The sequence below is a fragment of the Amycolatopsis sp. NPDC114505 genome (assembly GCF_055633615.1).
Map to the genome: position 1 here is coordinate 277,147 of NZ_JBVKDV010000005.1, position 23,596 is coordinate 300,742.

General features: G+C 70.2%; 18 protein-coding genes and 2 tRNA genes. 13 read left to right on the forward strand and 7 right to left on the reverse strand.

Annotated features, from left to right (window positions below; genetic code table 11):
• Nucleotides 1-58 precede the first annotated feature (58 nt).
• From serA to ACZ7OU_RS44215, 5 genes are all read left to right on the forward strand, one after another.
• Nucleotides 59-1,657: a phosphoglycerate dehydrogenase gene (serA, locus tag ACZ7OU_RS44195; RefSeq protein WP_470245177.1), complete on the forward strand. Its 1,599-nt coding sequence runs from the start codon at nt 59-61 to the stop codon at nt 1,655-1,657.
• 238 nt (nt 1,658-1,895) lie between these two features.
• Nucleotides 1,896-5,258 carry a S8 family serine peptidase gene (locus tag ACZ7OU_RS44200; protein ID WP_470259863.1) on the forward strand — a complete coding sequence of 1,121 codons (3,363 nt, stop codon included), beginning with the start codon at nt 1,896-1,898 and terminating at the stop codon, nt 5,256-5,258.
• A 228-nt stretch (nt 5,259-5,486) separates the two neighbouring features.
• On the forward strand, nt 5,487-6,527 hold the full coding sequence (locus ACZ7OU_RS44205; RefSeq protein ID WP_470245175.1) for a 3-isopropylmalate dehydrogenase: 1,041 nt from the start codon (nt 5,487-5,489) through the stop codon (nt 6,525-6,527).
• A gap of 820 nt (nt 6,528-7,347) precedes the next feature.
• The gene (gene cimA, locus ACZ7OU_RS44210; RefSeq protein ID WP_470259864.1) at nt 7,348-8,979 is read left to right on the forward strand and encodes a citramalate synthase; all 1,632 of its coding nucleotides are present in this window, start codon (nt 7,348-7,350) and stop codon (nt 8,977-8,979) included.
• Between the two features lie 4 nt (nt 8,980-8,983).
• Entirely contained in the window at nt 8,984-9,754 is a 771-nt protein-coding gene (locus ACZ7OU_RS44215; RefSeq protein WP_470245173.1) for a fumarylacetoacetate hydrolase family protein, read from the forward strand.
• Nucleotides 9,755-9,769: 15 nt separating this feature from the next.
• On the opposite strand, the gene ACZ7OU_RS44220 is transcribed toward ACZ7OU_RS44215, so the two are convergent.
• A complete protein-coding gene (locus tag ACZ7OU_RS44220) occupies nt 9,770-11,017 on the reverse strand; it encodes an FAD-dependent oxidoreductase (protein WP_470259865.1) in 1,248 nt (415 codons plus the stop codon).
• A gap of 95 nt (nt 11,018-11,112) precedes the next feature.
• On the opposite strand from ACZ7OU_RS44220, the gene gltX reads away from it, so the two are divergent.
• From gltX to ACZ7OU_RS44240, 4 genes are all read left to right on the forward strand, one after another.
• Complete coding sequence (gene gltX / locus ACZ7OU_RS44225) at nt 11,113-12,591, forward strand: glutamate--tRNA ligase (RefSeq protein ID WP_470259866.1); 1,479 nt, start codon at nt 11,113-11,115, stop codon at nt 12,589-12,591.
• Between the two features lie 202 nt (nt 12,592-12,793).
• Nucleotides 12,794-13,528: an HAD family hydrolase gene (locus tag ACZ7OU_RS44230; protein WP_470245692.1), complete on the forward strand. Its 735-nt coding sequence runs from the start codon at nt 12,794-12,796 to the stop codon at nt 13,526-13,528.
• A 58-nt stretch (nt 13,529-13,586) separates the two neighbouring features.
• Nucleotides 13,587-13,658: transfer RNA gene (locus ACZ7OU_RS44235), tRNA-Gln, on the forward strand.
• 102 nt (nt 13,659-13,760) lie between these two features.
• Nucleotides 13,761-13,836, forward strand: a tRNA-Glu gene (locus tag ACZ7OU_RS44240).
• Nucleotides 13,837-14,014: 178 nt separating this feature from the next.
• Here the strand turns inward: ACZ7OU_RS44240 and ACZ7OU_RS44245 are convergent.
• The 3 genes from ACZ7OU_RS44245 to ACZ7OU_RS44255 all read right to left on the reverse strand — a co-directional run bounded on the left by ACZ7OU_RS44245 (nt 14,015) and on the right by ACZ7OU_RS44255 (nt 15,787).
• The gene (locus tag ACZ7OU_RS44245; protein WP_470259867.1) at nt 14,015-14,428 is read right to left on the reverse strand and encodes a histone-like nucleoid-structuring protein Lsr2; all 414 of its coding nucleotides are present in this window, start codon (nt 14,426-14,428) and stop codon (nt 14,015-14,017) included.
• 254 nt (nt 14,429-14,682) lie between these two features.
• Entirely contained in the window at nt 14,683-15,111 is a 429-nt protein-coding gene (locus tag ACZ7OU_RS44250) for a hypothetical protein (RefSeq protein WP_470259868.1), read from the reverse strand.
• A 154-nt stretch (nt 15,112-15,265) separates the two neighbouring features.
• Nucleotides 15,266-15,787 carry an HtaA domain-containing protein gene (locus ACZ7OU_RS44255; RefSeq protein ID WP_470259869.1) on the reverse strand — a complete coding sequence of 174 codons (522 nt, stop codon included), beginning with the start codon at nt 15,785-15,787 and terminating at the stop codon, nt 15,266-15,268.
• Between the two features lie 291 nt (nt 15,788-16,078).
• On the opposite strand from ACZ7OU_RS44255, the gene ACZ7OU_RS44260 reads away from it, so the two are divergent.
• On the forward strand, nt 16,079-16,402 hold the full coding sequence (locus ACZ7OU_RS44260) for a hypothetical protein (RefSeq protein ID WP_470259870.1): 324 nt from the start codon (nt 16,079-16,081) through the stop codon (nt 16,400-16,402).
• 321 nt (nt 16,403-16,723) lie between these two features.
• Nucleotides 16,724-17,413: an HU family DNA-binding protein gene (locus ACZ7OU_RS44265; protein WP_470259871.1), complete on the forward strand. Its 690-nt coding sequence runs from the start codon at nt 16,724-16,726 to the stop codon at nt 17,411-17,413.
• Between the two features lie 855 nt (nt 17,414-18,268).
• Here the strand turns inward: ACZ7OU_RS44265 and ACZ7OU_RS44270 are convergent.
• From ACZ7OU_RS44270 to ACZ7OU_RS44280, 3 genes are all read right to left on the reverse strand, one after another.
• The gene (locus ACZ7OU_RS44270) at nt 18,269-18,679 is read right to left on the reverse strand and encodes a histone-like nucleoid-structuring protein Lsr2 (RefSeq protein ID WP_470245164.1); all 411 of its coding nucleotides are present in this window, start codon (nt 18,677-18,679) and stop codon (nt 18,269-18,271) included.
• 182 nt (nt 18,680-18,861) lie between these two features.
• The gene (locus ACZ7OU_RS44275) at nt 18,862-19,008 is read right to left on the reverse strand and encodes a hypothetical protein (protein WP_470245163.1); all 147 of its coding nucleotides are present in this window, start codon (nt 19,006-19,008) and stop codon (nt 18,862-18,864) included.
• A gap of 290 nt (nt 19,009-19,298) precedes the next feature.
• Entirely contained in the window at nt 19,299-19,976 is a 678-nt protein-coding gene (locus ACZ7OU_RS44280; RefSeq protein ID WP_470245162.1) for an HU family DNA-binding protein, read from the reverse strand.
• Between the two features lie 681 nt (nt 19,977-20,657).
• Between ACZ7OU_RS44280 and ACZ7OU_RS44285 the strand changes: the two genes are divergently transcribed.
• The gene (locus ACZ7OU_RS44285; protein ID WP_470259872.1) at nt 20,658-22,400 is read left to right on the forward strand and encodes an ATP-binding protein; all 1,743 of its coding nucleotides are present in this window, start codon (nt 20,658-20,660) and stop codon (nt 22,398-22,400) included.
• A 34-nt stretch (nt 22,401-22,434) separates the two neighbouring features.
• Complete coding sequence (locus ACZ7OU_RS44290; RefSeq protein WP_470259873.1) at nt 22,435-23,595, forward strand: exonuclease SbcCD subunit D; 1,161 nt, start codon at nt 22,435-22,437, stop codon at nt 23,593-23,595.
• The last annotated feature ends 1 nt before the right edge of the window (nt 23,596 follow it).

Sequence of the window (23,596 nt, forward strand, 5' to 3'; positions counted from 1 at the left end):
TGAGTCCGTCTGTCGACACAAAGCGTCCTGGAAATGACCAGATAGTGGGAGCCGCATCGTGAGCAAGCCCAGCAAACCCGTCGTCCTCATCGCGGAGAAGCTCGCCCCCTCCGTGCTGAGTGTTTTCGGTGACGAGGTCGAGGTCCGGCACGTCGACGGGACGGACCGCTCCGCGCTGCTCGAGGCGGTGAAGAGCGCCGACGCGCTGCTGGTGCGCTCCGCCACGAAGGTCGACGCCGAAGTCTTCGCCGCCACGACGCAGCTGAAGGTCGTCGCCCGCGCCGGCGTCGGCCTGGACAACGTCGAGGTGCCCGCCGCCACCGAGCGCGGCGTCCTGGTCGTCAACGCGCCGACGTCGAACATCGTCTCCGCCGCCGAGCACGCCGTCGCGCTGCTGCTTTCGGTCGCGCGCCGCGTCCCGGCCGCCAGCCAGAGCCTGCGCGCCGGCGAGTGGAAGCGCAGCTCGTTCTCCGGTGTGGAACTGCAGGGCAAGACCATCGGCGTGGTCGGCCTCGGCAAGATCGGCCAGCTGTTCGCCCAGCGCCTCGCCGCGTTCGACACGCACATCATCGCCTACGACCCCTACGTCTCGGCCGCGCGCGCGGGCCAGCTCGGCATCGAGCTCGTCACCCTCGACGAGCTCCTGTCGCGCGCCGACGCCATCTCCATCCACCTGCCGAAGACGCCGGAGACCAAGGGCCTCATCGACGCCGAGGCGCTGAAGAAGACCAAGCCGGGCGTCATCATCGTGAACGCCGCCCGCGGCGGGCTCATCGTCGAAGAGGACCTGGCCGACGCGCTGCGCTCGGGTCACGTCGGCGGTGCCGGCATCGACGTCTTCGTCACCGAGCCGACCACGGCCAGCCCGCTGTTCGAGCTGCCGAACGTCGTCGTGACGCCGCACCTGGGCGCGTCGACGGCCGAGGCGCAGGACCGCGCGGGCACCGACGTCGCGAAGTCCACGCTGCTGGCGCTGCGCGGCGACTTCGTGCCGGACGCGGTGAACGTCTCCGGCGGCGGCGCGGTGGGCGAGCACGTCCGCCCGTACCTGTCGCTGACGCAGAAGCTCGGCCAGCTGCTCACCGCCCTGAACCCGACGGCGCCGGCATCGGTGACCGTGCAGGTCAAGGGCGAGATCTCCAGTGAGGACACCGGGGTGCTGCAGCTCGCGGCGCTGCGCGGGGTGTTCACCGGCGTGGTCGAGGACCAGGTCACGTTCGTCAACGCGCCGCAGCTGGCGGAGAAGCTGGGCGTGCAGGTCGAGCTGGAGACCGAGTCGGAGAGCCCGAAGTTCCGCAGCCTGGTCACGGTGCGCGCGGTGCACGCCGACGGCGCGGTGCTGACCGTGTCCGGTTCGGTCACCGGCAAGGACGAGGTCGAGAAGCTGGTCGAGGTCAACGGCCGCGGGTTCGACCTGCGCGCCGAGGGCACGGTCCTGCTGGTCGAGTACGGCGACCGCCCGGGGGTGATGGGCCGCGTCGGGACGCTGCTCGGCGAGGCCGGCATCAACATCGAGGCCGCGCAGATCAGCCAGACGACCGACGGCTCCGACGCGGTGATGCTGCTGCGCGTCGACCGCCACATCGACGCCCACCTGCTGGAGCCGATCGGCGCTTCGGTCGGTGCGCACACGATCCGCGCCGTCGACTTCAACTGACGCGAAACACCCGCAAAGGCCCCCTCGTCGTTCGCGGCGAGGGGGCCTTTGCGCGCAATCACATCTGGATAACGGAGTCCTTTGCCTACGTAAGTAGGTGTTTTGGGGCATTAGGTTCTCTCCGCGAGGTCGAACCACGCGCCGTCGAGGGCACGGCGCGGTCGCCGTGGCTTCACCGTCGGGGGTGCTAGGAGCGGCAGGCAGGTTCGGGTCCAGACCTCGAGTAAGGGGCCGACTCATGAGCAGATCCCGCTTACCCGCTCGCGTCACGACGGCGTTCTTCGCCGTCGTGCTGGCGGCCGCGCTCGGGGCGCCGGTCGCGAGCGCCGCCGACGCTCCTCTGGCCGACGGAGTGGCGCCGGCGAAGATCGACGACGCCAAGCTGCAGGGCAAGGTCGCGCCGCGGCTGGCCGCCGCGCAGGGCCGCGTCACCGCGTTCGTCGAGCTGGCCAAGAAGCCCGCCGTGGACGCGTTCACCGCCGCGCAACCCCAGGGCAAGGAAGCCGCCAAGCGCGCCGCCCGGGTCGCCAAGGACGACACCGCCGCCGCCGTGAACTCGGTTCTCGGCCAGCTGCGTTCGGTCAACGCCCAGCCGCAGGTCGTCACCCAGACCGCCAACGCCGTCCCCGGCGTGGTCGTCACGGCCGACGCCGCGAAGCTGCGCGAGGTCGCCAAGCGCGCGGACGTCGTCGCGGTCCGCACGGTCGTGCCGAAGACCCGTACCAACGCCAGCGCCGAGCAGCTGACCAACACGCTCGCCGCGTGGCAGCAGACCGGCAAGTTCGGTGACAACGTCCGCGTCGGCGTCATCGACGACGGCATCGACTACACCCACGCCGACTTCGGCGGCCCCGGCACGCCGGCCGCCTACAAGAGCGTCGACAGCACCAAGCCGACCCCGCTCTTCCCGAGCGCCAAGGTCGTCGGCGGCACCGACCTCGTCGGCGACGACTACGACGCCGCGACGGCGGGCAAGACCACCCCGAAGCCGGACCCGAACCCGCTGGCCTGCGGTGAGCACGGCACGCACGTCGCCGGCACCATCGGCGGCTTCGGCGTCACCGCCGACGGCAAGACCTTCAAGGGCGACTACAAGAAGCTGGACGCCAAGAAGGTCGACGCGATGCAGATCGGCCCGGGCACGGCGCCGAAGTCGCTCCTCTACGCCATCAAGGTGTTCGGCTGCGCGGGCTCGACGAACGTCACCTCGCAGGCGCTCGACTGGGCGCTCGACCCGGACGGCGACGGCGACTTCACCGACCACCTCGACATCGTCAACCTGTCGCTGGGCTCCGACTTCGGCGCGCCGGACGACCCGGACTCGCTGTTCGTGCGCAAGCTCGCCGCGAACAACGTGCTGCCGGTGATCTCCGCGGGCAACGGCGGCGACATCAACGACATCGCCGGCTCGCCGGGCAACACCCCCGAAGCGCTCACCGTGGCCAGCACGCGGGACGCGGGCATCCTGCGCGACGCCGCCGAGGCCACCGCGCCGACCGCGGCGAAGGGCCAGAAGACCGGGCAGTACAGCCAGAACTACGCCGGCTACGACACGCTCAACCTGACCGCACCCGTCGTCGCGTTGTCGGCGGCGAACAACGCGGGCTGCGCGCCGTACTCCGCCGAGGACAAGGCGAAGGCCGCCGGCAAGTTCGTCTGGCTGGAGTGGGACGACAACGACTCGACCCGCGCCTGTGGTTCGGCGGCCCGGGCGAACAACGCCCAGGCGGCCGGGGCGAAGGGCGCGCTGCTGTCCTCCACTTTGGAGCACTTCAGCGCGGGCATCGCGGGCAACGCGGCGGTCCCGATGTTCCAGTTCACCGGCTCCGCGACGAAGACGCTGCGCGCGGCGCTGACCGCGGGCACGCTGCAGATCCGGCTCTACGGCACCGGGCGCGCCTCGGTCCAGACCTACGACAAGACCATCGTGGACACCCCGAGCTCGTTCACCTCGCGCGGCACCCGCGGCCCGGCTCTCAAGCCGGACGTCGCCGCGCCGGGTGACACGATCACCTCGGCGTTCCGCGGCAGCGGCAACGGCCGGACCGTGCTCTCGGGCACGTCGATGGCCGCCCCGCACACCGCGGGCATCACCGCACTGGTCCGCCAGTCCCACCCGGACTGGTCGGTCGAGGAGGTCAAGGCGTCGGTCATCGACACCGCCGGCCACGACGTCGGCGACGGCGCCGGCCACACCTACGCGCCGCAGCGCGTCGGCAGCGGCCGGATCGACGCCAAGGCGGCGCTGGACAACCAGGTGCTCGCCTACGTCCAGGACGACCCGGGCGCGGTCAGCGTCAGCTTCGGCACGGTCGAGGCCCCCGGGCCGGTGACGCTGTCGAAGACGATCAAGCTGGTCAACAAGGGTGTCACGCCCGCCGAGTACACCGTGGCCTACCAGGCGGTCAACGCGCTGCCGGGTGTCGAGTACACAGTGGACAAGCAGTCGGTGAAGCTGACCCCGCGCGGCACCGCCAAGGTCAAGGTGACGCTGAAGATCACCGACCCGAAGGCGCTGCGCAAGGTCATGGACCCGACCATGCAGGCCACCCAGGCCGGTCTGGCCCGGCAGTTCGTCGCCGACGCCTCCGGCCGCGTCGCCTTCACGCCGACCAGCGGGGCCAAGGTGCCGCTGCGGGTTTCGGTCTACGCCGCGCCCAAGCCGGTGTCGACGATTTCGACGCCGCAGTCGGTGAAGTTCGGCGCCGACGCCACCCAGGCCGTGCTGAACCTGAGCGGCAAGGGCGTCGACCAGGGCTCCGGCGCGCAGCGGTACCGCTCGCTGATCAGCGTGCTCGAGCTGCAGGCGGAATCCCCGCAGCTGCCCGAGTGCGACGCGGACGTCGTCACCGACTGCACGGTGAACAAGACGGCCAAGGGCGGCGACCTCCGCTACATCGGGGCGGCTTCCACCGCGCCGCTGGCGAAGGAACAGGGTGAGCCGGAGAACGCGATCCTCGCGTTCGGTCTGTCCACCTGGGGCGACTGGGCGAACATCGGCAGCAACACCTCGCCGTTCGTCGACATCGACACCACCGGGGACGGGACGCCGGACTTCGAGACCTACGTGACCAAGGCGACGTCCACGGACGTGCTGCTGGCCGTCACGGTCGCGCTGACCCCGGGCTTCCCGCAGGTGGACGTCCAGGCCGTCAACGGCCAGCTCGGCGACGTCGACACGAACGTGTTCGACACGAACGTGCTGACGCTGCCGGTTTCCCTGGCGGCGCTGGGCATCGACGCGAACGCCGACAGCCACCGCATCTCGTACACGGTGGGTGTGAGCGGTTTCTACGTCGCACCGGGCACGACGAACGGGCTGATCGACTACGTCGGCACGCCGCTTTCGTTCGACGCGCTCGCGCCGGGCTATTCGGTGCAGGGTGGCGGCGACGCCGCGCTGGGCTACGTCGCGAAGCCGGGAACGGCGCTGGTCGTCAACCGGAACGCGGCCTCGGCTGCGGCCGACAACGCGCTCGGGCTGCTCGCCATCGAGCACCACAACGCCGCGGGCAACCGGGCGAACGTGGTCAAGGTGGACGCCGCCCAGGGTGCCCGGCCGGGCAATGACCGTCAGCCGATCGGGGCCGGTCAGCGCTAGTTCGAAGAAAGATCGATCTGTGCAGGAACAGGGGCGTCTCCGGCGGGATTCCGCCGGGGGCGCCCCGTCCTTGTTCACCCGATCGGGTGTCTCACCCTGCGGGAGGATGCGGCATAAGGGTGGTGCGGCTACGGCCGTTTGTCTACGGCCGGTAACCTTCCGGCTGCTGGCGTTTTGTTGCGGTGGGCCATCGGTGCATCCGGTGGCCTCGTCGACGGAGGTGTGTGGATGCGGCTCGCGGTGATCCCAGGAGACGGGATCGGGCCCGAGGTGGTCTCCGAGGCGCTGAAGGTGCTCGGCGAAGTGTTACCGACGGCGGAGATCACGAACTACGACCTCGGCGCCGCTCGCTGGCACTCGACCGGTGAGCTGCTTCCGGAGTCGGTGCTCGGCGAACTGCGTCAGCACGACGCGATCCTGCTGGGCGCGGTCGGCGACCCGACGGTGCCGAGCGGCATCCTCGAGCGCGGCCTGCTGCTGCGCCTGCGGTTCGAAATGGACCACCACGTCAACCTGCGCCCGGCGCGGCTGTACCCGGGTGTCCGGGGACCGCTGGCCGACGCCGGTGACGTCGACATGGTCGTCGTGCGCGAAGGCACCGAAGGCCCGTACGCGGGCACGGGTGGCCTGATCCGCAAGGACACCGAGCACGAGATCGCGACGGAGGTCAGCGTCAACACGGCGTTCGGCGTCCGCCGCGTCGTCGCGGACGCGTTCAACCGCGCCGAGCTCCGCCCGCGCAAGCACCTGACGCTGGTGCACAAGACCAACGTGCTGTCGTTCGCCGGCTCGCTGTGGTCGCGGATCGTCGAAGAGGTCTCGCTGGAGCACCCGGACGTGACGGTCGCGTACTCCCACGTGGACGCGGCGACCATCCACCTGGTGACCGATCCGTCCCGGTTCGACGTGATCGTGACGGACAACCTGTTCGGCGACATCATCACCGACCTCGCGGCGGCGGTCACGGGCGGCATCGGCCTCGCGGCGAGCGGCAACCTGGACATGACCCGCCGCAACCCGAGCATGTTCGAGCCGGTCCACGGTTCGGCGCCGGACATCGCGGGCCAGGGCCTCGCCGACCCGACGGCGGCGGTCCTGTCGGTGGCCCTGCTGCTGGACCACCTGGGCCAGAAGGAATCGGCGCGGCGGATCGAGGCCTCGGTGGCGTTCGACCTGGCCACGCGGGACCAGGCGTCGCCGGGCGCGACGACGGCGATCGGTGACCGGCTGGCGGCTTTGGTTTCTTCCAACGTGCGCACGGCCGGCTGAGACCGCTTTCCGCTTGCGAAAGGCCCCGCACCCTGGTGGTGCGGGGTTTTTCGTGTTTCCGTGTGTGGTCCTTTCGCACGACAGCGGTGCGCTGGTGGTCCTTTCGTGTGCTCGCGGTGCTGACGGGCCAGGGGTGCGGGTCTTGCTGCGAACGGTCCGTTCGCGCGGACGGTGTGGCGAGCAGTCTGTTCGTCGTGGTGCGAGCGGTCCATTCGCGCGCAGGCGGTGGTGCGAACGGTCCGTTCGTGACGTGTGTGGGGCCGTGGCGCCACGACCGCGTAGCCAACCCGCCTGCGAAGGGCGTTGGCGGCTACGGTCGCGGGGATCACCCTTGAGCTTCCGTGCGAACGGTCCGTTCGTACGCGGTTGGTGCGCGAACGGCCCGCTGGTGCAGGGCGTCGGTGCCCGAGCCGGGCGTCCTGCGTTCACGGCTCCACCGTTTCCACGGCGCCACCGGTTTCCGCAGCGCCACAGCGCCTCGGTTTCCACAGCGCCACCGTGATGTGGACAAGCCGGCCGCCGAGCGGCTTTCCGGCCGGTTCGGTCGGTGGCCGCCGATAGACTGGACCCAGGGCCTGCCCCCAGGGAGGGCGGGGCTTCGCGTCCGGGGCCGATCCCGGATGGTGGGAGCTTGACCCAGCTTGTGGACTTCCGGCGAAACCCTGTGGCATGATGCGACCGTGACCAGCTTCGCGATCATTATCGTTGAGCGCGCCGGACGATAGCTCCACAAGAGCTCCCGGCGCGCAACCTCTCGCACCCTTGCGGGAGGTTTTTTTGTTGCCCGAAACGCCTCGAGACGCTGCATTAGGAGACCACCGTGACCCGCCAGGAGCCCGCCGATACCCCGCTCGGCGACGCCTTCCACCTCTACGACACGACCCTGCGCGACGGTGCGCAGCGCGAGGGCGTCTCCTACTCCGTCCAGGACAAGCTGGCCGTCGCGCGGCTGCTGGACGAGCTCGGCGTCGGGTTCATCGAAGGTGGCTGGCCGGGGGCGCTCCCCAAGGACACGGAGTTCTTCGCCCGCGCCGCGAAGGGGGAGCTGACGCTGAAGCACGCGGCCCTCGTCGCCTTCGGGGCCACGCGCAAGGCCGGCACCACCGCCGAAGCCGATCCGCAGGTCCGCGCGCTGCTCGACAGCGAAGCACCCGTCATCACCCTCGTCGCGAAGTCCGATCTGCGGCACATCGAACGCGCTCTCCGGGTCGACGTCGACGAAGCCTGTGCCATGGTCCGGGACACCGTCGAATTCCTGACGAAGGAAGGCCGGCGGGTCTTCCTCGACGCCGAGCACTTCTTCGACGGCTACGCGCATTCGCCCGAAACCTCGCTCAAGGTCCTCGATGCCGCCGCGCACGCGGGTGCCGACGTCCTCGTGCTCTGCGACACCAACGGCGGGCAGCTGCCGCTCGGCCTCGCCGAAACGGTCAAGACCATCAAGGAAAAGACGGGATTCCGCCTCGGGATCCACTGTCAGGACGACACTTCCTGCGCCGTGGCGAACTCCGTCGCCGCGGTGCAGGCCGGCGTGACGCACGTCCAGTGCACCGCCAACGGTTACGGGGAGCGGGCCGGCAACGCCGACCTCTTCGCCGTGACGGGAAACCTGGTGACCAAGCTCGGGATGGAGGTCCTCCCGACCGGAGGTACCGCCGAGCTCACCCGGGTCTCCCATGCCCTTGCCGAAATCGCCAACCTCGCCCCCTACACCCACCAGGCCTACGTAGGGGCGTCGGCTTTCGCTCACAAGGCGGGACTGCACGCGAGCGCGATCAAGGTGGATCCGTTGCTGTACAACCACATCGATCCGTCTTCCGTCGGCAATGACATGCGGGTACTGGTCACCGAGATGGCCGGCAGGGCCAGCCTCGAGCTCAAGGGACGTGAGCTCGGGGTCGACCTTGCCGGCCGGCCCGAGGCGCTGACGAGCGCCATCACGAAGGTCAAGCGCCTCGAATCGGAGGGGTGGTCCTTCGAGGCCGCCGACGCCTCCCTCGAGCTCCTGCTGCGCCAGGAAGCCGACGAACCCGTCGAGGCGCCGTTCGAGCTCGAGTCCTACCGCGTCGTGCTCGACCACCGCGCCGACGCCGAGGTCGTCTCCGAGGCGACGGTCAAGGTGCACGTCGGCGGCCGGCGCGTCATCGCCACCGCCGAGGGCATCGGCCCGGTGCACGCGCTCGACGCGGCGCTGCGGAAGGCGCTCTCCCCGCACCTGTCCTGGTTGGACAGTGTGGAGCTCGCCGACTACAAGGTCCGCATCCTCCAGGGCCACCCGGGCACCGACGCGGTGACGCGCGTGCTGGTCGAGAGCACCGACGGCGAGCGCGAGTGGACCACGGTCGGGGTGCACGGCAACATCGTCGAGGCGAGCTGGCTGGCCCTGTGCGACGCGCTGGTGCACAAGAGCACCACCGTGGCCCCGGTCACGAGCACAGCGCACGTAGACTGACGACGTGCGCCTAGCCCGTATTGCTCATCCCGGTGGAGTCGCGTTCGCTTCGGTCGAAGGGGACGGTGACGACGCCCAGGTCCTGGAAATCGCCGAGCACCCGTTCGGCCAGCCCAACTTCACCGGCAAGCGGTGGCCGCTGGCCGACGTCCGGCTGCTCGCGCCGATCCTGCCGTCCAAGGTGATCGCCGTCGGCCGCAACTACGCCAAGCACGCGGCCGAGTTCGGCAACGAGGTGCCCGGCGCCCCGATGCTGTTCCTCAAGCCGTCCACCACGGTCATCGGCCCGAACGCGGCGATCCGCCGTCCGTCGAACGTCGGCCGCGTCGACTTCGAGGGCGAGCTGGCCATCGTCATCGGGCAGCCGGTGAAGAACGTGCCCGCCGCCCGCGCTGCGAGCGCGATCCTCGGCTACACGATCGCGAACGACGTCAGCGCGCGCGACCTCCAGAAGGCCGACGGCCAGTGGGGCCGCGCGAAGGGCTTCGACACGTTCTGCCCGCTCGGGCCGTGGATCGACACGTCGATCGACGCGTCCGACCTGTCGCTCAAGGCTTCGGTGGACGGCGAGCTCAAGCAGGACGGCCGCACGTCCGACCTCGTCCACAAGATCCCCGAGCTGGTCGAGTTCGTCTCCGGCGTCATGACGCTGCTGCCGGGCGACATCATCCTGACCGGCACCCCGGAGGGCGTCGGCCCGATCGAGGGCGGTCAGAGCGTCTCGATCACCATCGAAGGCATCGGCACCCTGACCAACCCCGTCGAGAACATCTAGTTCCCGCTTTTCGAATCAGCGCTGTGCCGGCTCCATCGGCCGCCGGGCGTACGCCGGAGCGTGCTCCGGCCGCAGCCCGAGGCCGAGGAGCCGGGCCGGGAAGTACGACAGCCGCGGGAACCGCGCGAACGCCTTGATCATCGGCATCGGCGGGCCGTTGCGCTTGCCGCTCATCACCCCGCGCACGACGGTCCGGTGCATCAGCCGTTGCAGCCCTTGCACCATCAGCGTCGGGGCGAGCCGCCGCGAACGCACCTTCGCCAGGTCGGCCTGCGATGGGCGGCCGCGCCGCAGCGGCTCGGCCAGCAGCGTCGCCGCCGCGACCGCGTCCTGCACCGCCAGGTTGATGCCGACGCCGCCGATCGGCGACATCGCGTGCGCCGCGTCGCCGAGGCACAGCAGCCCGTCGACGTGCCACTTGCGCAGCAGGTTGAGCCGCACGTCGAGGAACTTGACGTCGTCCATCGTCTTCAGTTCGTGCACGCGGTCGTGGAACTCGGGGCAGACGTGCGTCACGTTCTCCCGGAACGCCTCGATGCCCTGCTTGCGCAGGTCCTCGCCCTTCGGCGCGAGGTAGGCGACCTGGTAGAAGTCCGGGCGGGGGAGCGGCACCGCGAAGCGGCGGTCGCGCATCTTCGGCAGCAGCATGTTGCCGGTTTCGCCGTCGCCGCGCGAGAGCCGGAACCACCAGACGTCGAACGGGCAGTCGTACTCGCGCGGCACGAGGCCGGCCTCACGGCGAGCGAGCGACCAGCGTCCGTCGGCGGCGATCACCAGGTCGGCGCGGATCTCGCCGGTCTCGCCCGCCGTCGTGCGGTAGGTGACGCCGGCGACGCGGCCGTGCTCGCGGACCAGGCCGGTGCACTCGGTCTCCATGCGCTGGACGAACGTCGGCTCCTTGCGCGCGCTCTCGGCGAGCAGGTCGAGGAAGTCCCACTGCGGCACCATCGCGATGTACGGGTGGGGGACCTTCAGCCGGGTGAAGTCGGCCAGCTTCATCAGCGTGCCGTCCTCCTCCGGGAAGCCCGCCGCGGTCAGCTCGCTGTGCGGCAGCGCGTGGAACTTCTCGCCGAGGCCCAGCTCGTCGAGCAGCGTGAGCGTGGACGGGTGGACCGTGTCCCCGCGGAAGTCGCGCAGGAAGTCCGCGTGCTTCTCCAGCACCGTCACCTCGACGCCGGCCCGTGCCAGCAGGAGTCCCGTGACCATCCCGGCCGGCCCGCCACCGATGACGACGCAGCCCGTGCGCTCGGTCATCTCCACCATCTCCCCATCTATTCATCGCTTGTTGAATAAACTGAGGATGCACCCGGCCGGTCCCCGGCGTCAAGCGATGTGGCGACGGATACGCTGATCGGGCTATGAGTGAGACATCGGTGGTACGCGCGCGCTTCTGTCCTTCGCCGACCGGCACCCCGCACGTCGGGCTGATCCGCACGGCGCTGTTCAACTGGGCCTTCGCCCGGCACAACCAGGGGCAACTGGTCTTCCGGATCGAAGACACCGACGCCGCCCGCGACTCGCAGGAGTCCTACGAGCAGCTGCTCGACGCCCTGCGCTGGCTCGGCATCAACTGGGACGAGGGCCCCGAGGCCGGCGGCGAGTACGGGCCGTACCGCCAGAGCGAGCGCCGCGCGATCTACGCCGACGTCGCCGCGAAGCTGCTGGAAGCGGGGGAGCTGTACGAGGCGTTCTCCACCAACGAGGAGGTCGAGGCGCGGCGCAAGGCGGCCGGCCTGGACCCGAAGCTGGGCTACGACAACTTCGACCGCGACCTCACCGACGAGCAGCGCGCCGCGTACCGCGCCGAGGGCCGCGCGCCGGTGCTCCGCCTGCGCATGCCCGCCAAGGACCTCGCGTGGACCGACCTGGTCCGCGGCGACATCAGCTTCCCGGCGGGCACGATCCCGGACCCGGTGCTGGTGCGCGCCAACGGCGAGCCGCTGTACACGCTGACCAACCCGGTCGACGACGCGCTGATGAAGATCACGCACGTCCTGCGCGGCGAGGACCTGCTGCCCTCGACGCCCCGGCAGATCGCGCTCTACGAGGCGTTGCAGCGCGTCGGCGTCGCCGAGTTCACGCCGCGGTTCGGCCATTTGCCGTACGTCATGGGCGAGGGCAACAAGAAACTGTCCAAACGCGACCCTTCGTCGAACCTCTTCAACTACCGCGACCGCGGCTTCATCCGCGAGGGCCTGCTCAACTACCTGGCCCTGCTCGGCTGGTCGATCGCCGACGACCGCGACGTCTTCAGCGTCGAGGAGATGATCGCCGCCTTCGACGTCACCAAGGTCAGCGCCAACCCTGCGCGCTTCGACGTCAAGAAGGCCGAAGCGATCAACGGCACCCACGTGCGGGCGCTGCCCGCAGCCGAGTTCGTGAAGCGCGTCACGCCCTATTTGGTCACCGCGGGTGTCCTTCCGGAATCGCCGAGCGAGGAACAGCTGGCCCGGTTGAACGCGATCGCGCCGCTGGTTCAGGAACGCGTCACGGTGCTTTCGGACGCGCCGGCGATGGTGCGTTTCCTCTTCGTTGCGGAAGACGCGTTCGCGCCCGAGGAGGACGCGGCGGCGAAGAACCTCGGCGAAGCCGCGCAGCCGGTGCTCACCGCGGCGGTCGCGGCGCTCGAGGCGTTGCCGTCCTGGGAGACCGAAGCGATCGAGCAGGCGCTCAAGGACGCCCTTGTGGACGGTCTGGGTCTCAAGCCCCGCAAGGCTTTCGCGCCGGTTCGCGTCGCCGTGACCGGGCGGACCGTTTCCCCGCCGCTGTACGAGTCGATGGAACTGCTCGGCCGTGATGTCTCACTTGGACGTCTTCGCCGCGCGTTGGTCGGATAACCGAAAGAAGACGGTTCGCCAACTGGGAGTAGAGCCGGTGCGCCGGAACGGGCGACCGGCAATCACCTCTTTGGCAGCGTCGCGAACGCTGCGGTTGCCCTAGCCTCACTGGGTGGATTTCGCCCTGGCACCCCGGACCCCGTCGCGAACCGCCCCCGTCGAGGCGGCGCCCGAGCCCTGGGCGCCGCCGGAACTCCGGCTGGTGTGCCTGGACATCGACGACACCCTGATCGACTGCACCGCCGCGATCCGCCGCAGCCTCCACATCCTCACCGGCCGGGGCGACCTGTGGCCGTTGTGGGACCTGATCACCGAGGAGCACGTCGCCCTCGTCGTCGCCGGCGAAATCGACTACGCGACGATGCACCAGCGGCGCACCGACTGCTTCCTCGCGGAGATCGGCATCCTCGCCGACGACGAGCAGGTGAGCTCGTTCGAACGGCGCCGAAGAGAGCTGCTCGACCACTCGTGGCAGCTGTTCGGCGACGTCCTCGACTGTCTGGAGTGGCTGCGCGCCGCCGGCCTGATGCTGGCCGCCGTGACCAATGCTTCGGGTGTCCACCAGCGGAAGAAAATCGCCGACCTCGGGCTGGCGCCGTTCTTCGACCACGTCGCCATCGCCGGCGAGCTCGGGGTGGCGAAACCCGATCCGGTGATGTTCCACACGGTCTGCCTCGGCCTGGGCTGCGCGCCCGCCCAGACCGTCCACGTCGGCGACAAACTGGACACGGACGCGATCGGCGCCCGCGACGCGGGCCTGGGCGCGGTCTGGCTCGACCGCGACGACATCGGCGAGCGCGCGCCCGAGGGCGTCCACCGGGTGTCGGCCCTGACCGAGCTGCCTGAGCTGCTGGTTTCGGAGTACGCGACGATCGGTGTCCCCGCCCAGCGGGGAAGTGGCACCCCCGCGTTCACCGTCCGGAACAGCGTGCTCTAGTATTTCTTCTCGTGCGGTGCTGAACCGGCCGGGCCTGATCGGGTCGGTGGTACCTCACTGGGGTATGGTGTAATTGGCAGCACGACTGGTTCTGGTCCAGTTAGTCTAGGTTCGAGTCCTGGTACCCCAGCTGCGGAGAGTGACCCCCCTGCGGGGCGAGAAATCGCCTCTGGTAAGTTCTCTCCAGCAAGAAAAACAGAAAAGCCCCTGGGAAACCAGGGAAAGATCCTAAGCCCCCGTCGTCTAGCGGCCTAGGACGCCGGCCTCTCACGCCGGTAGCGTGGGTTCGAATCCCATCGGGGGTACCAGCAGTTACCACTGCGAGCCCGTCTGACCCAGGTCAGGCGGGCTTTTTGGTGCGCAAGCCCGCAGTCGGGTCGCCGGGCGATCGTGGCCGCCGGCGACGAAGGTGAACTGTCTTCGCCGCCGACGGATCGACCGAATGACCGCGGTGATCTTCTCCCCAGTGATCTGCCGTCGCCATTCTTACTTCTTGGCGGCGGCGACCTTCTTGCGCGGGGCGCGCTTGCGCGGAGCTGCCGCGGGAGCCGCCGCCTCCGCCGCCTGAGCCGATTCGTAAGCGGCGATCACCTCGGAGGAGAGGCGGCCGCGCTCGGAGACCTCGTAGCCGTTCGCGTTCGCCCAGGCGCGGATCTGCTGGTTGCGCTCGCGGTCACTCGTGCTGGTCGTCGTCGACTGGCCGGTCGCGACGCGGACCTTGCGGCCACCGGTGCGGCGGGCGGCGGCGATGTAGCGGGCGAGCTCATCACGCAGGGCGGCCGCGTTTTCGTCGGAGAGGTCGATTTCGTACATGACCCCGTCGAGGGTGAACGGGACGGTGTGGGTGGCGGGGGTACCGTCGATGTCGTCGAGCATCTCGACGAGGACCTTCTGGGCCATTCCTGCTCCTTGAAACGGTATATACCAGTTGAGTGGCGGCGGTCACCGAGCACACGAATGCGGTGCTCTTCCGCGGAGTATATCCATACCGGCCGGTTTGCGGAGATATCTCCGCGCCAGTATCGAATACGGCAAGCCACGCTGAAGCCAGGCCGGAGAATTGTCGGCCAGGCCGTCGAACCGGTATTCGCCGCGAGCGGAGTGTCCTATCCGGACACCGGGGTGGCGGGGAGGCCGCCGCCCCGGCCGGAGGATCACCGGCGCAGGGCTCGCCGCCGGGTCAGCAGGACGAGGCCGCCGCCGGCGGCCAGGAGCGCGGCACCCCAGTAGACGCCCGTCAAGGACACCCCGGTGCTCGCCAGATTCGACGGCCGGAACGCGACGTCCGGGACCAGGTCACCGCCCGAGCCGGTGCCCGCCTGACCGCCGGGGGTCGGACCGCCCGCTCCGGGCAGCGTCGCGCACTGCGCCGGGTAGCCGAAGACGACCTTGCCGGTGAACGCCGCGGTGAACTCCGTGTCCGAGGTGGGCGTCCCGCTGCCGAGCGCGAACCGGTAGGCGCCGGTCGGGATCGCCTTGCCCGCGACCTCGTCGACGGTCGTGACCTCCGCGCCGCCGGACGCCGTGATCGTGTTCCCGGCCCGCCGCCGACGTACGAACGGAAGCTCTTCTTGAAGCCCCACAGCAGGTTTCCCTGCGCGATGGTGCCGGGGTAGTGGTGGACGTCGGCGGTGTGCCGGGGTCCGTGCCGCCGGGGGGCGGGGAAGACGAGCTTGCCGGCGTCGAGATCGGTGCCGGCCGGGTAGAAGCCGGCGAACGCGCCCGCGCCCGCCTCCGTCAGCTTGGCCGAGGCGCGCTCGACCACGACGTCGTCCTTGCCACCGACTTGACCGCCAGGTCCGCGAAATCCACTTCGGACGGCAGACGGACCTGCTCGGGCGCAGTCTTGGTGCCGTAGAACTGGTACCCGATGGTCGCGCTGAGCTTGCCTGTGCCGTCGCCGGCCAGGGTGATCCTCGGGTTGGCGAGGCTGAACTGCCAGATCATGTGCGGTTCGAGGGTGAACACGACCCGGCCACCGAAAGCGACGCTGCCCTTTTGCCCGTCCCAGGTCGCCGTCCCGGCTGGCCAGCGGTACGGGAATGGCGCGGTGTTCGGCGCGGCCTCGTCGAGGGTGGCGCCCTGGTCCGCGGCGATCGTGCCGCCGAACCGGGCGATGTAGGCGCGCCAGCTCTGCTTGATGCCCCACGCCAAGCCGGTCGAGGAGGTGCCGGGGTCGGGGTCGCCGAGGCCGGTGAACTTCAGCGGCGTCGTGCTGTCCCACGTGACGTCCGGGGTGTCCCAGCCGAACACGTACACGCTGAACGGCTGCGTCTTCGCGCTGCAGGTCGTGCCGGCGGAGGTGTACTCGGCCTTGACGGTGACCCTCAGCTCCCAGCTGCCGTCGTCCTTGAGAGGGATCTGGCGTCCGCGTCCGCGTCGGCCCGGCCAAGGACGACGTGCGCACCGTCAAGGGCACCGAGTTCGCCCCGGCGGCCAACGACGGCAAGGGTCACCGCCGGGCCGGCGGCCAGCGCGGGAGGCGAGACGAGACAGCCGAACAGCGCGGCCCCGGCCACGAGCCACCATCATGTGCCGCGCTCGGGTTCGGTGGCTGCGGCGAACGGCTACTACGTCGCGTTGTGCGTGGTGCCCGAGGACTACTCATACGGCGCGAAGCCGAGCCCCTGTGCGGGCGGCGACGGCCAGGGTGGCGCCGGCGTCAGCCCGTCGGCGTGGGTGACGAACCTGCCCGGCGGCACCGCGACGATCTCCGCCGGCGGCACTTTCACCACGCGGATCCGGTTCGCCCGGGCGAACAGCGGACTCGACTGTGGCGACGCCGCGGTGACGTGTGCGATCGTGTCCCGCCGCGACCACCTGTCGGCCGACGACCGCACGGCCGACGTCTTCATCCCGGTCACGTTCTCCTGAGCCCCGGCGCGGGGTGCGGCCGCGTCCGCACCCCGCGCTACTCGTTGACCCGCTTGGGTTTTCTCACGATTTCAGGTCGAACAGTTGAGCGACTGGACGGCCTTGTCCTATATGGACATGACTCGTCATCGCGATGAATTCGCAGGTCAGCGGCCGCTCCCTCCGTTCGTGCGCCGAAGGAGCGGGCTCGGCCGGACGAGACTTCTTCGGCGACACAACGGAGTTCTCGACCACCCCTGTTTGGAATTTCGGCCCTCCTGGTAATACTCTGTGTGACGTCGGCCGCGATGGGCCTGACAAGTTCCACTATGGAGGACTGGAATGACGAACAAGGCCCAGCTGATCGAGGCGCTTTCGGAGCGTCTGGGCGACGACAAGAAGGTGGCTGCGCAGGCCGTTGACGGTCTGGTGGACATCATCATCCGGACGGTCAACAAGGGCGAAAAGGTCAACATCACCGGCTTCGGTGTGTTCGAGAAGCGCGCTCGCGCCGCTCGCACCGCGCGCAACCCGCGCACCGGTGAGGCCGTGAAGGTCAAGAAGACCAACGTTCCCGCCTTCCGCGCCGGCACGACGTTCAAGGACGTCATCTCCGGTTCGAAGAAGCTGGCGAAGATCGCCCCGGTCAAGCGCGCCACCGCCACGGCGACCCGTGCGACCGCGACGAAGGCCGCCGCCGCGGCTCCGGCCAAGGCGACGACGACCCGCACCACGCGGGCCACCGCCGCGAAGCCGGCCGCCACGCGCGCGACCACGACCCGCACCCGCGCGGCCGCCGCGAAGCCGGCCGCCAAGGCGACGGCGACGAAGGCGGCCCCGAAGACGGCGGCGGCCAAGCCGGCCGCTGCCAAGGCCACCGCCGCCAAGGCGACCACGACCCGCGCGAAGGCCGCGGCCAAGCCGGCGGCGGCCGCGGCGGCCAAGCCGGCCGCAACCCGCACCGCGGCAGCGAAGAAGCCGGCGGCCGCCAAGGCCCCGGCCAAGCGCACCTCGGCTGCGAAGAAGAAGTAGTAGCAACCGCTTCTCTCCGAAGGGCCCCGCACCTGGTGGTGCGGGGCCCTTCGGCGTTCCTGGCTCGGTGAGCTGGCGCGGATCGGGGATGGCGGCTGCTGGGGAACGGGATGGCGACGGCGGCAAGTGGCTCAGCTAGGCGACGTGGCTCGGGATGGCGGCTGCGGCTGCCGGGAACGGGATGGCCTGGGCCGGCGACGGGCAAGTGGCTCAGCGAGCCGACGTGGCTCGGGGATCGCGGCCGCGGCCTGGGCGAGTGCCGGGAAACGGGATGGTCTAGGCAGTGTGCGCGAGGGCGCCGGCGGCGAGTGGCTCGGCGAGCCGACGTGGGCGGGGATGGTGGCCGGGCTGCTGGGAACGGGACGGCCTGGGCGGTGTGCGCGAGGGCGCCGGCGGCGAGTGGCTCGGCGAGCCGACGTGGGGCGGGGATGGTGGCTGCGGCTGCGGGGAGCGGGATGGCCTGGGCGGTGCGCGCAACCGCGACGGCATCGCAAGCGGCTCAAGGAGCCGACGCGGGTCGGGGATGGCGGCTGCGGCGTGGACGAGTGCCGGGACGGGATGACCAAGGCGGTGCGTGGGATCGCGACGGCATCGCACCCCCACTCAGGGGGGAGGTTCATCGGCGAGCCCGATGGCCGCCGGGATGTGCTGCGCGCAAGCCGCAGCCGATCAGGAGTTCAGGAGTGCCGCAGGTGAGTAAACCGGTTCGGCCTTCGGAGCGACCCGGCGCCCCGGTGGTGCACAGTGCGCGGGACAGACACCCGCATCACCAAGCGGAAACGGCCTTCGTCGGCGGCGGGAACCGTTGTCCTCGCCGCCGACGGGCCTTGCCAAGCGCTCTGCCGGACACCGGCGTCACTTCCGGGCGGCGGCGACCTTCTTGCGCGGGGCGCGCTTGCGCGGGGCTGCCGGGGCTTCCGCCTCGGCCACCTGGGCCTGCTCGAACGCCGAGATCACCTCGGACGACAGGCGGCCGCGCTCGGAGACCTCGTAGCCGTTCGCGTTCGCCCATGCTCGGATCTGCTGGTTGCGCTCGCGGTCGGTGGTGCTCGTCGTGGTCGACTGGCCCGTTGCGACGCGGACCTTGCGGCCTCCGATGCGCCGGCCGGCCGCGATGAAGCGGGCGAGCTCGTCGCGCAGGGCGGAGGCGTTGGCGTCCGAAAGGTCGATTTCGTAGGTGACACCGTCGAGGCCGAACTGAACGGTCTGGGCGGCGGTGGAGCCGTCGATGTCGTCCAGGATCTCGACGAGGACTTTCTGGGCCACGGGAATGCTCCTCAAGCTGGATGTGCGTCCGGGGAACGTGACGTGTGACAAGTTGCACAATGACCGACGTTCTTGGGTGGAGTGTATCCACCCGGGGATCGGTACGGCAATTTCCCCCGGGAACTTCCCGCGATTCCGCAGTCCTGATAGGACGTACCGCCGCAGCGTTTCCGTTTCCTGGCCTAGGTTCCGGACGGCGTCGAGTCCGGCTCTTCCCCTTCGGCGGGGTCCGCGAGATCCGCTTTCGCCGCGGCCTCCTTGGCCTCGTCGATGAGCTGCCGCGAGTGGGCGAGCTCCGCGTCGGGGTCTTCCTGCTTCTCGTTCGCCATCACAACTCCTCGCGAGGGTTTTCGGGCAATTCCGCACTCACGGGCTACCCACCGGAGCACGAGCGCAACCGCGGGGGCCGGGATCGTTTCTTCGACGCGTCAATTCGTGAACACGCGGTCTCAGCCCACCCGGCCCGGTGGTCCGTACGGCCGGCTCCGGGACCGGTTCCGGCGTTCTCGTGGCCCGGCAACGCCATCCGCCGTTGAACGCCGTTCCCCGCGCCGCCCCGGGAACGCTGAAGGGCCCCGCACCAGCCGGTGCGGGGCCCTTCGGAGAGAAGCTGGTGTAACTACTTCTTCTTGGCAGCCGAGGTGCGCTTGGCCGGGGCCTTGGCGGCGGCCGGCTTCTTCGCGGCGGCGGTCTTGGCGGCAGCCGGCTTGGCGGCGGCCTTCGCCCGCGTGGTGGTGGCCTTCGCGGTGGTGGCCTTGGCCGCGGTCGCCTTGGCGGGAGCCTTGGCCGCGGTCTTCGGGGCCGCCTTGGTGGCGGTGGCCTTGGCGGCCGGCTTCGCGGCGGCGGCGCGGGTCCGCGTGGCCGTGGCGCGAGCGGTGGCCGGCTTGGCGGCGGCCGCACGGGTCGAAGTGGCCCGCGTGCTGGTGGTCTTGGCCGGGGCGGAAGCCTTGGCGACGGCCGCGCGAGTGGTCGTCGACGCCGCGGTGGCGCGCTTGACCGGGGCAGCCTTGGCCAGCTTCTTGGAGCCGGAGATGACGTCCTTGAAGGTGGTCCCGGCGCGGAACGCGGGCACGTTGGTCTTCTTCACGCGCACGGCTTCGCCGGTGCGCGGGTTCCGGGCGGTGCGAGCGGCGCGGGCGCGCTTCTCGAACACGCCGAAGCCGGTGATGTTGACCTTCTCGCCCTTGTTGACCGTCCGGATGATGATGTCCACCAGACCGTCAACGGCCTGCGAAGCCACCTTCTTGTCGCCCAGACGCTCCGACAGCGCCTCGATCAGCTGGGCCTTGTTCGTCATTCCAGTCCTCCATAGTGGAACTAGTCACGGCCCATCTCGGCCGACACTGCACACGGTATTACCAATACCGCACAAAATCCAACCGGAAGTCGAAATATTTCCTTGCGAGGGCGCTGGTTCCGCCTCTCGAAGAGCCTTCGTGAGAGATGAACCGGAATGGAAGCCGGACGTCGACCATGGCCCTGAGCAGGCAAAACCCTATATCCGGGCCGTCCACAGTGGTCGTCCATATAGGACCAGAGGCCCTCGGGAGACTTTTTTCCGCGACACGCCGGGCCGGAGCCCCCAGGCGTGTGGCCGGGGCCACTTCGACCCCGATCCCGCGCAGCGGCGGGGGTTCCCAGGCCCCGCGGCGGCCCCGTCGCGAGGCCCGGCGAGGCGCCCGGGAAGGCCCCGCGGAGCCACTTCGCCGTGGGGCCAACGCAGTAACGCCCCGCCCGCCCCGAGCGACCTCTCCGGGGTGCGGCGAGGTCCGTTGCGGCGCAACCGGTGGCGGCCGCGCACGAACACGGTGAGGCGAAAAGGATCTTCCCCGTAGGGTGAACTCACTCGTTCGGCCCAGCCGGACCGCTGGTGACGACTCCGGTACGCCACGGCCGGAACGCCGTGTTGGCCGCGGGACTGTCGGTCCGGCGAGCTAGTCTGCGGCCGGAGAAAGCCCCGGGTGCGACAGGGAGAACCGTGGACCAGGAGACGCTCACCACCGTGGTCGGCCGGGTGGCCGGCACCGAGGATTCGACGCCGCTGCAGTTCCACGTGGCCATCGATCCCGAGGCCTACCTGCAGCTCGACGACGTCGTCGTCACCCGGCGGGAACTCCCCGGCCTGGGCGAAGTCACGTCCTTCGGGGTCGTGACGCAGGTGAGCGCGCGGCACGAGGGCGCCAGCTTCGGCAGCGACGTCTTCCTGATCTCCGACGGTGTCCTGCCCGCGCAGGTGCAGGAGATCGCCGAGATCGCGACCACCCGCGTCGAGCCCGAGTGCTACGTGCCGCCGCGGCCGGGGGCCGTCGTGCAGCGGGCCGTGGGGGAGGATCGCGCGCAGGCGCTGTACTTCGACAACATGACCCGCCAAGTGGCGGTCGGGCTGGGGCGCGACGGCGAACCCGTCTTCCTCAACATGGACTTCCTCGACGGCACGCGCGGCGCGCACGTCAGCATCAGCGGCGTCTCCGGCGTCGCCACCAAGACGTCGTTCGCGTTGTTCCTGCTGCACTCGATCTTCCGCGGCGGCGCCCTGCCGAACGCCCACAACGCCAAGGCCCTGGTGTTCTCGGTCAAGGGCGAGGACCTGCTGTTCCTCGACACCCCGAACATCCACCTCGACGAGAAGCTCAAGGCCGAGTACGCCAAGCTCGGCCTGCCCGCGGAGCCCTTCGCCTCGACCGGGTTCTTCGCGCCGCCGACGCCGTCGGACACCACGGGGAAGCCTTACGTCACCGGGCGCACGTCCGGGGTCGGGGCGTTCTGGTGGACCATCGCGGAGTTCTGCGCCAAGGACCTGCTGCCCTACGTCTTCGCGGACGCCGAGGATGAGCGCAACCAGTACACGATGGTCATCCACCAGGTCGCGAACCGGTTGCGGCTGGACAGCGAGCCGGCCGGGAAGGACGGCGCGGCCAAGGTCGACGGCGTCCTGTGCCGCACCTACGCCGAGCTCGTCGACGTCATCTGCGAGCGCGTCACCGACGAGGAAACCCGCGCGAGCTGGGCGGGCGCGGTCACCGGCGCCGGCACGGTCAACGCCTTCATCCGCCGCCTGCGGTCCAGCCAGCGCGCGCTCAACGGCCTGATCCGCGGCGACCTCACCGATCACCCCGCCCGTCAGCTGTCCACGGAAAACCAGCAGGTGACCGTGGTGGACATCCACAACCTCGTCGAGCGCGCGCAGCGGTTCGTCGTCGGTGTCACGCTCGCCGCGGAGACCGCGCGCAAGGAAGCCGCCGGCCCGGGCGGTCTCCTGTTCACCATGCTGGACGAGCTGAACAAGTACGCGCCGCGCGAAGGCAGCAGCCCCATCAAGGAGGTGCTGCTGGACATCGCCGAGCGCGGGCGTTCCCTCGGCGTCATCCTGATCGGCGCGCAGCAGACGGCCAGCGAGGTCGAGCGCCGCATCGTCAGCAACAGCTCGGTGCGGATCGTCGGGCGCCTCGACGCCGCGGAGGCGTCGCGCCCCGAATACGGCTTCCTCCCCACCAGCCAGCGGGTCCGCGCGACGCTGGCCACGCCCGGCACGATGTTCGTGAGCCAGCCGGAGATCCCGGTGCCGATCGCCGTCGGCTTCCCGTTCCCGGCCTGGGCCACGCGGCTTTCCGAGGCCGGGAAGGTCCCGACGGCGACGGTGGCGTCGAAGAAGTCCGATCCCTTCGCCGGTCTGCCGACGGGCGGCAGCGACCCGTTCGGCGACGACCCGCCGCCGTTCTGAGCCACTGCCCGCTACCTGAACGGAAGGACGAAGTGTGAAGTTCCTGCACACCTCCGACTGGCACGTCGGCAAGACGCTCAAGGGCCGCAACCGCCTGGACGAGCAGCGGGCCGTGCTCGGCGAGATCGTCCGGATCGCGCGCGACGAGGCGTTCGACGCGATCCTCGTCGCGGGTGACCTCTACGAGACGTCGGCACCGTCGGCCGCCGCGCAGGAGCTCGTGGTCCAGGCGCTGATGGCGTTGCGCGACACCGGCGCCGAGGTCATCGCGATCGCCGGGAACCACGACCACGCGGCGACGTTCGAGGCGTACCGGCCACTGCTGCGCAAAGCGGGCATCCACCTCACCGGCAACCCGCGGCCGGTCGCGGACGGCGGGGTCGTGTCGTTCGACGCCCGCTCGACCGGCGAGCGCGTCAACGTAGCCGTGCTGCCCTTCCTTTCCCAGCGCTACGCGGTTCGCGCGGCCGAGCTGCTCGCCGGGACCCCGGCGGACAACGTCGGCGAGTACGACCAGCGCGTGCGCGACATCCTGGAGCACCTCAAGTCCGGGTTCTCCGCCGGCGCGGTGAACCTCGTCATGGCGCACCTGACGGTGACCGGCGGGACGATGGGCGGCGGCGAGCGCGCGGCGCAGTCCATCTTCGAGTACCACGTGCCCGCGACGGCGTTCGGCGCCGACCCGCACTACGTCGCCCTCGGCCACCTGCACCGGCGCCAGTCGCTGCCCGCCGCCTGCCCGGTGCACTACAGCGGCTCGCCGTTCGCCGTGGACTTCGGCGAGCAGGACAACAAGAGCGTGGTACTGGCCGTCGAGGTGACACCGACGACCCCGGCGAAGATCACGGAACTCCCGATGACCTCGGGACGCCGGCTGCGGACCGTCCACGGCACGGTCGCCGAGCTGATCGGCCGCGCCGAGGAGTTCGGCGAGGACTACCTCCGCGTCTACATCCGCGAAGCGACCAGGGCCGGGCTGCGCGAGGAGATCCAGGAAGCCCTGCCGAACGCCCTGGAAATCCGCATCGACCCCGAGTTCGCCGCCCCGGTGACGACGGCGGACGGCGACCGCGCGATCGCGGACCGTTCGCCGGGCGAGCTGTTCGCGTCCTACTGCGAAGAACGCTCTGTCGAGGACAAGCGGGTCCAGTCGCTCTTCGCGCGGCTGCACGACGAAGAGACGAGCGAGGTGTGAC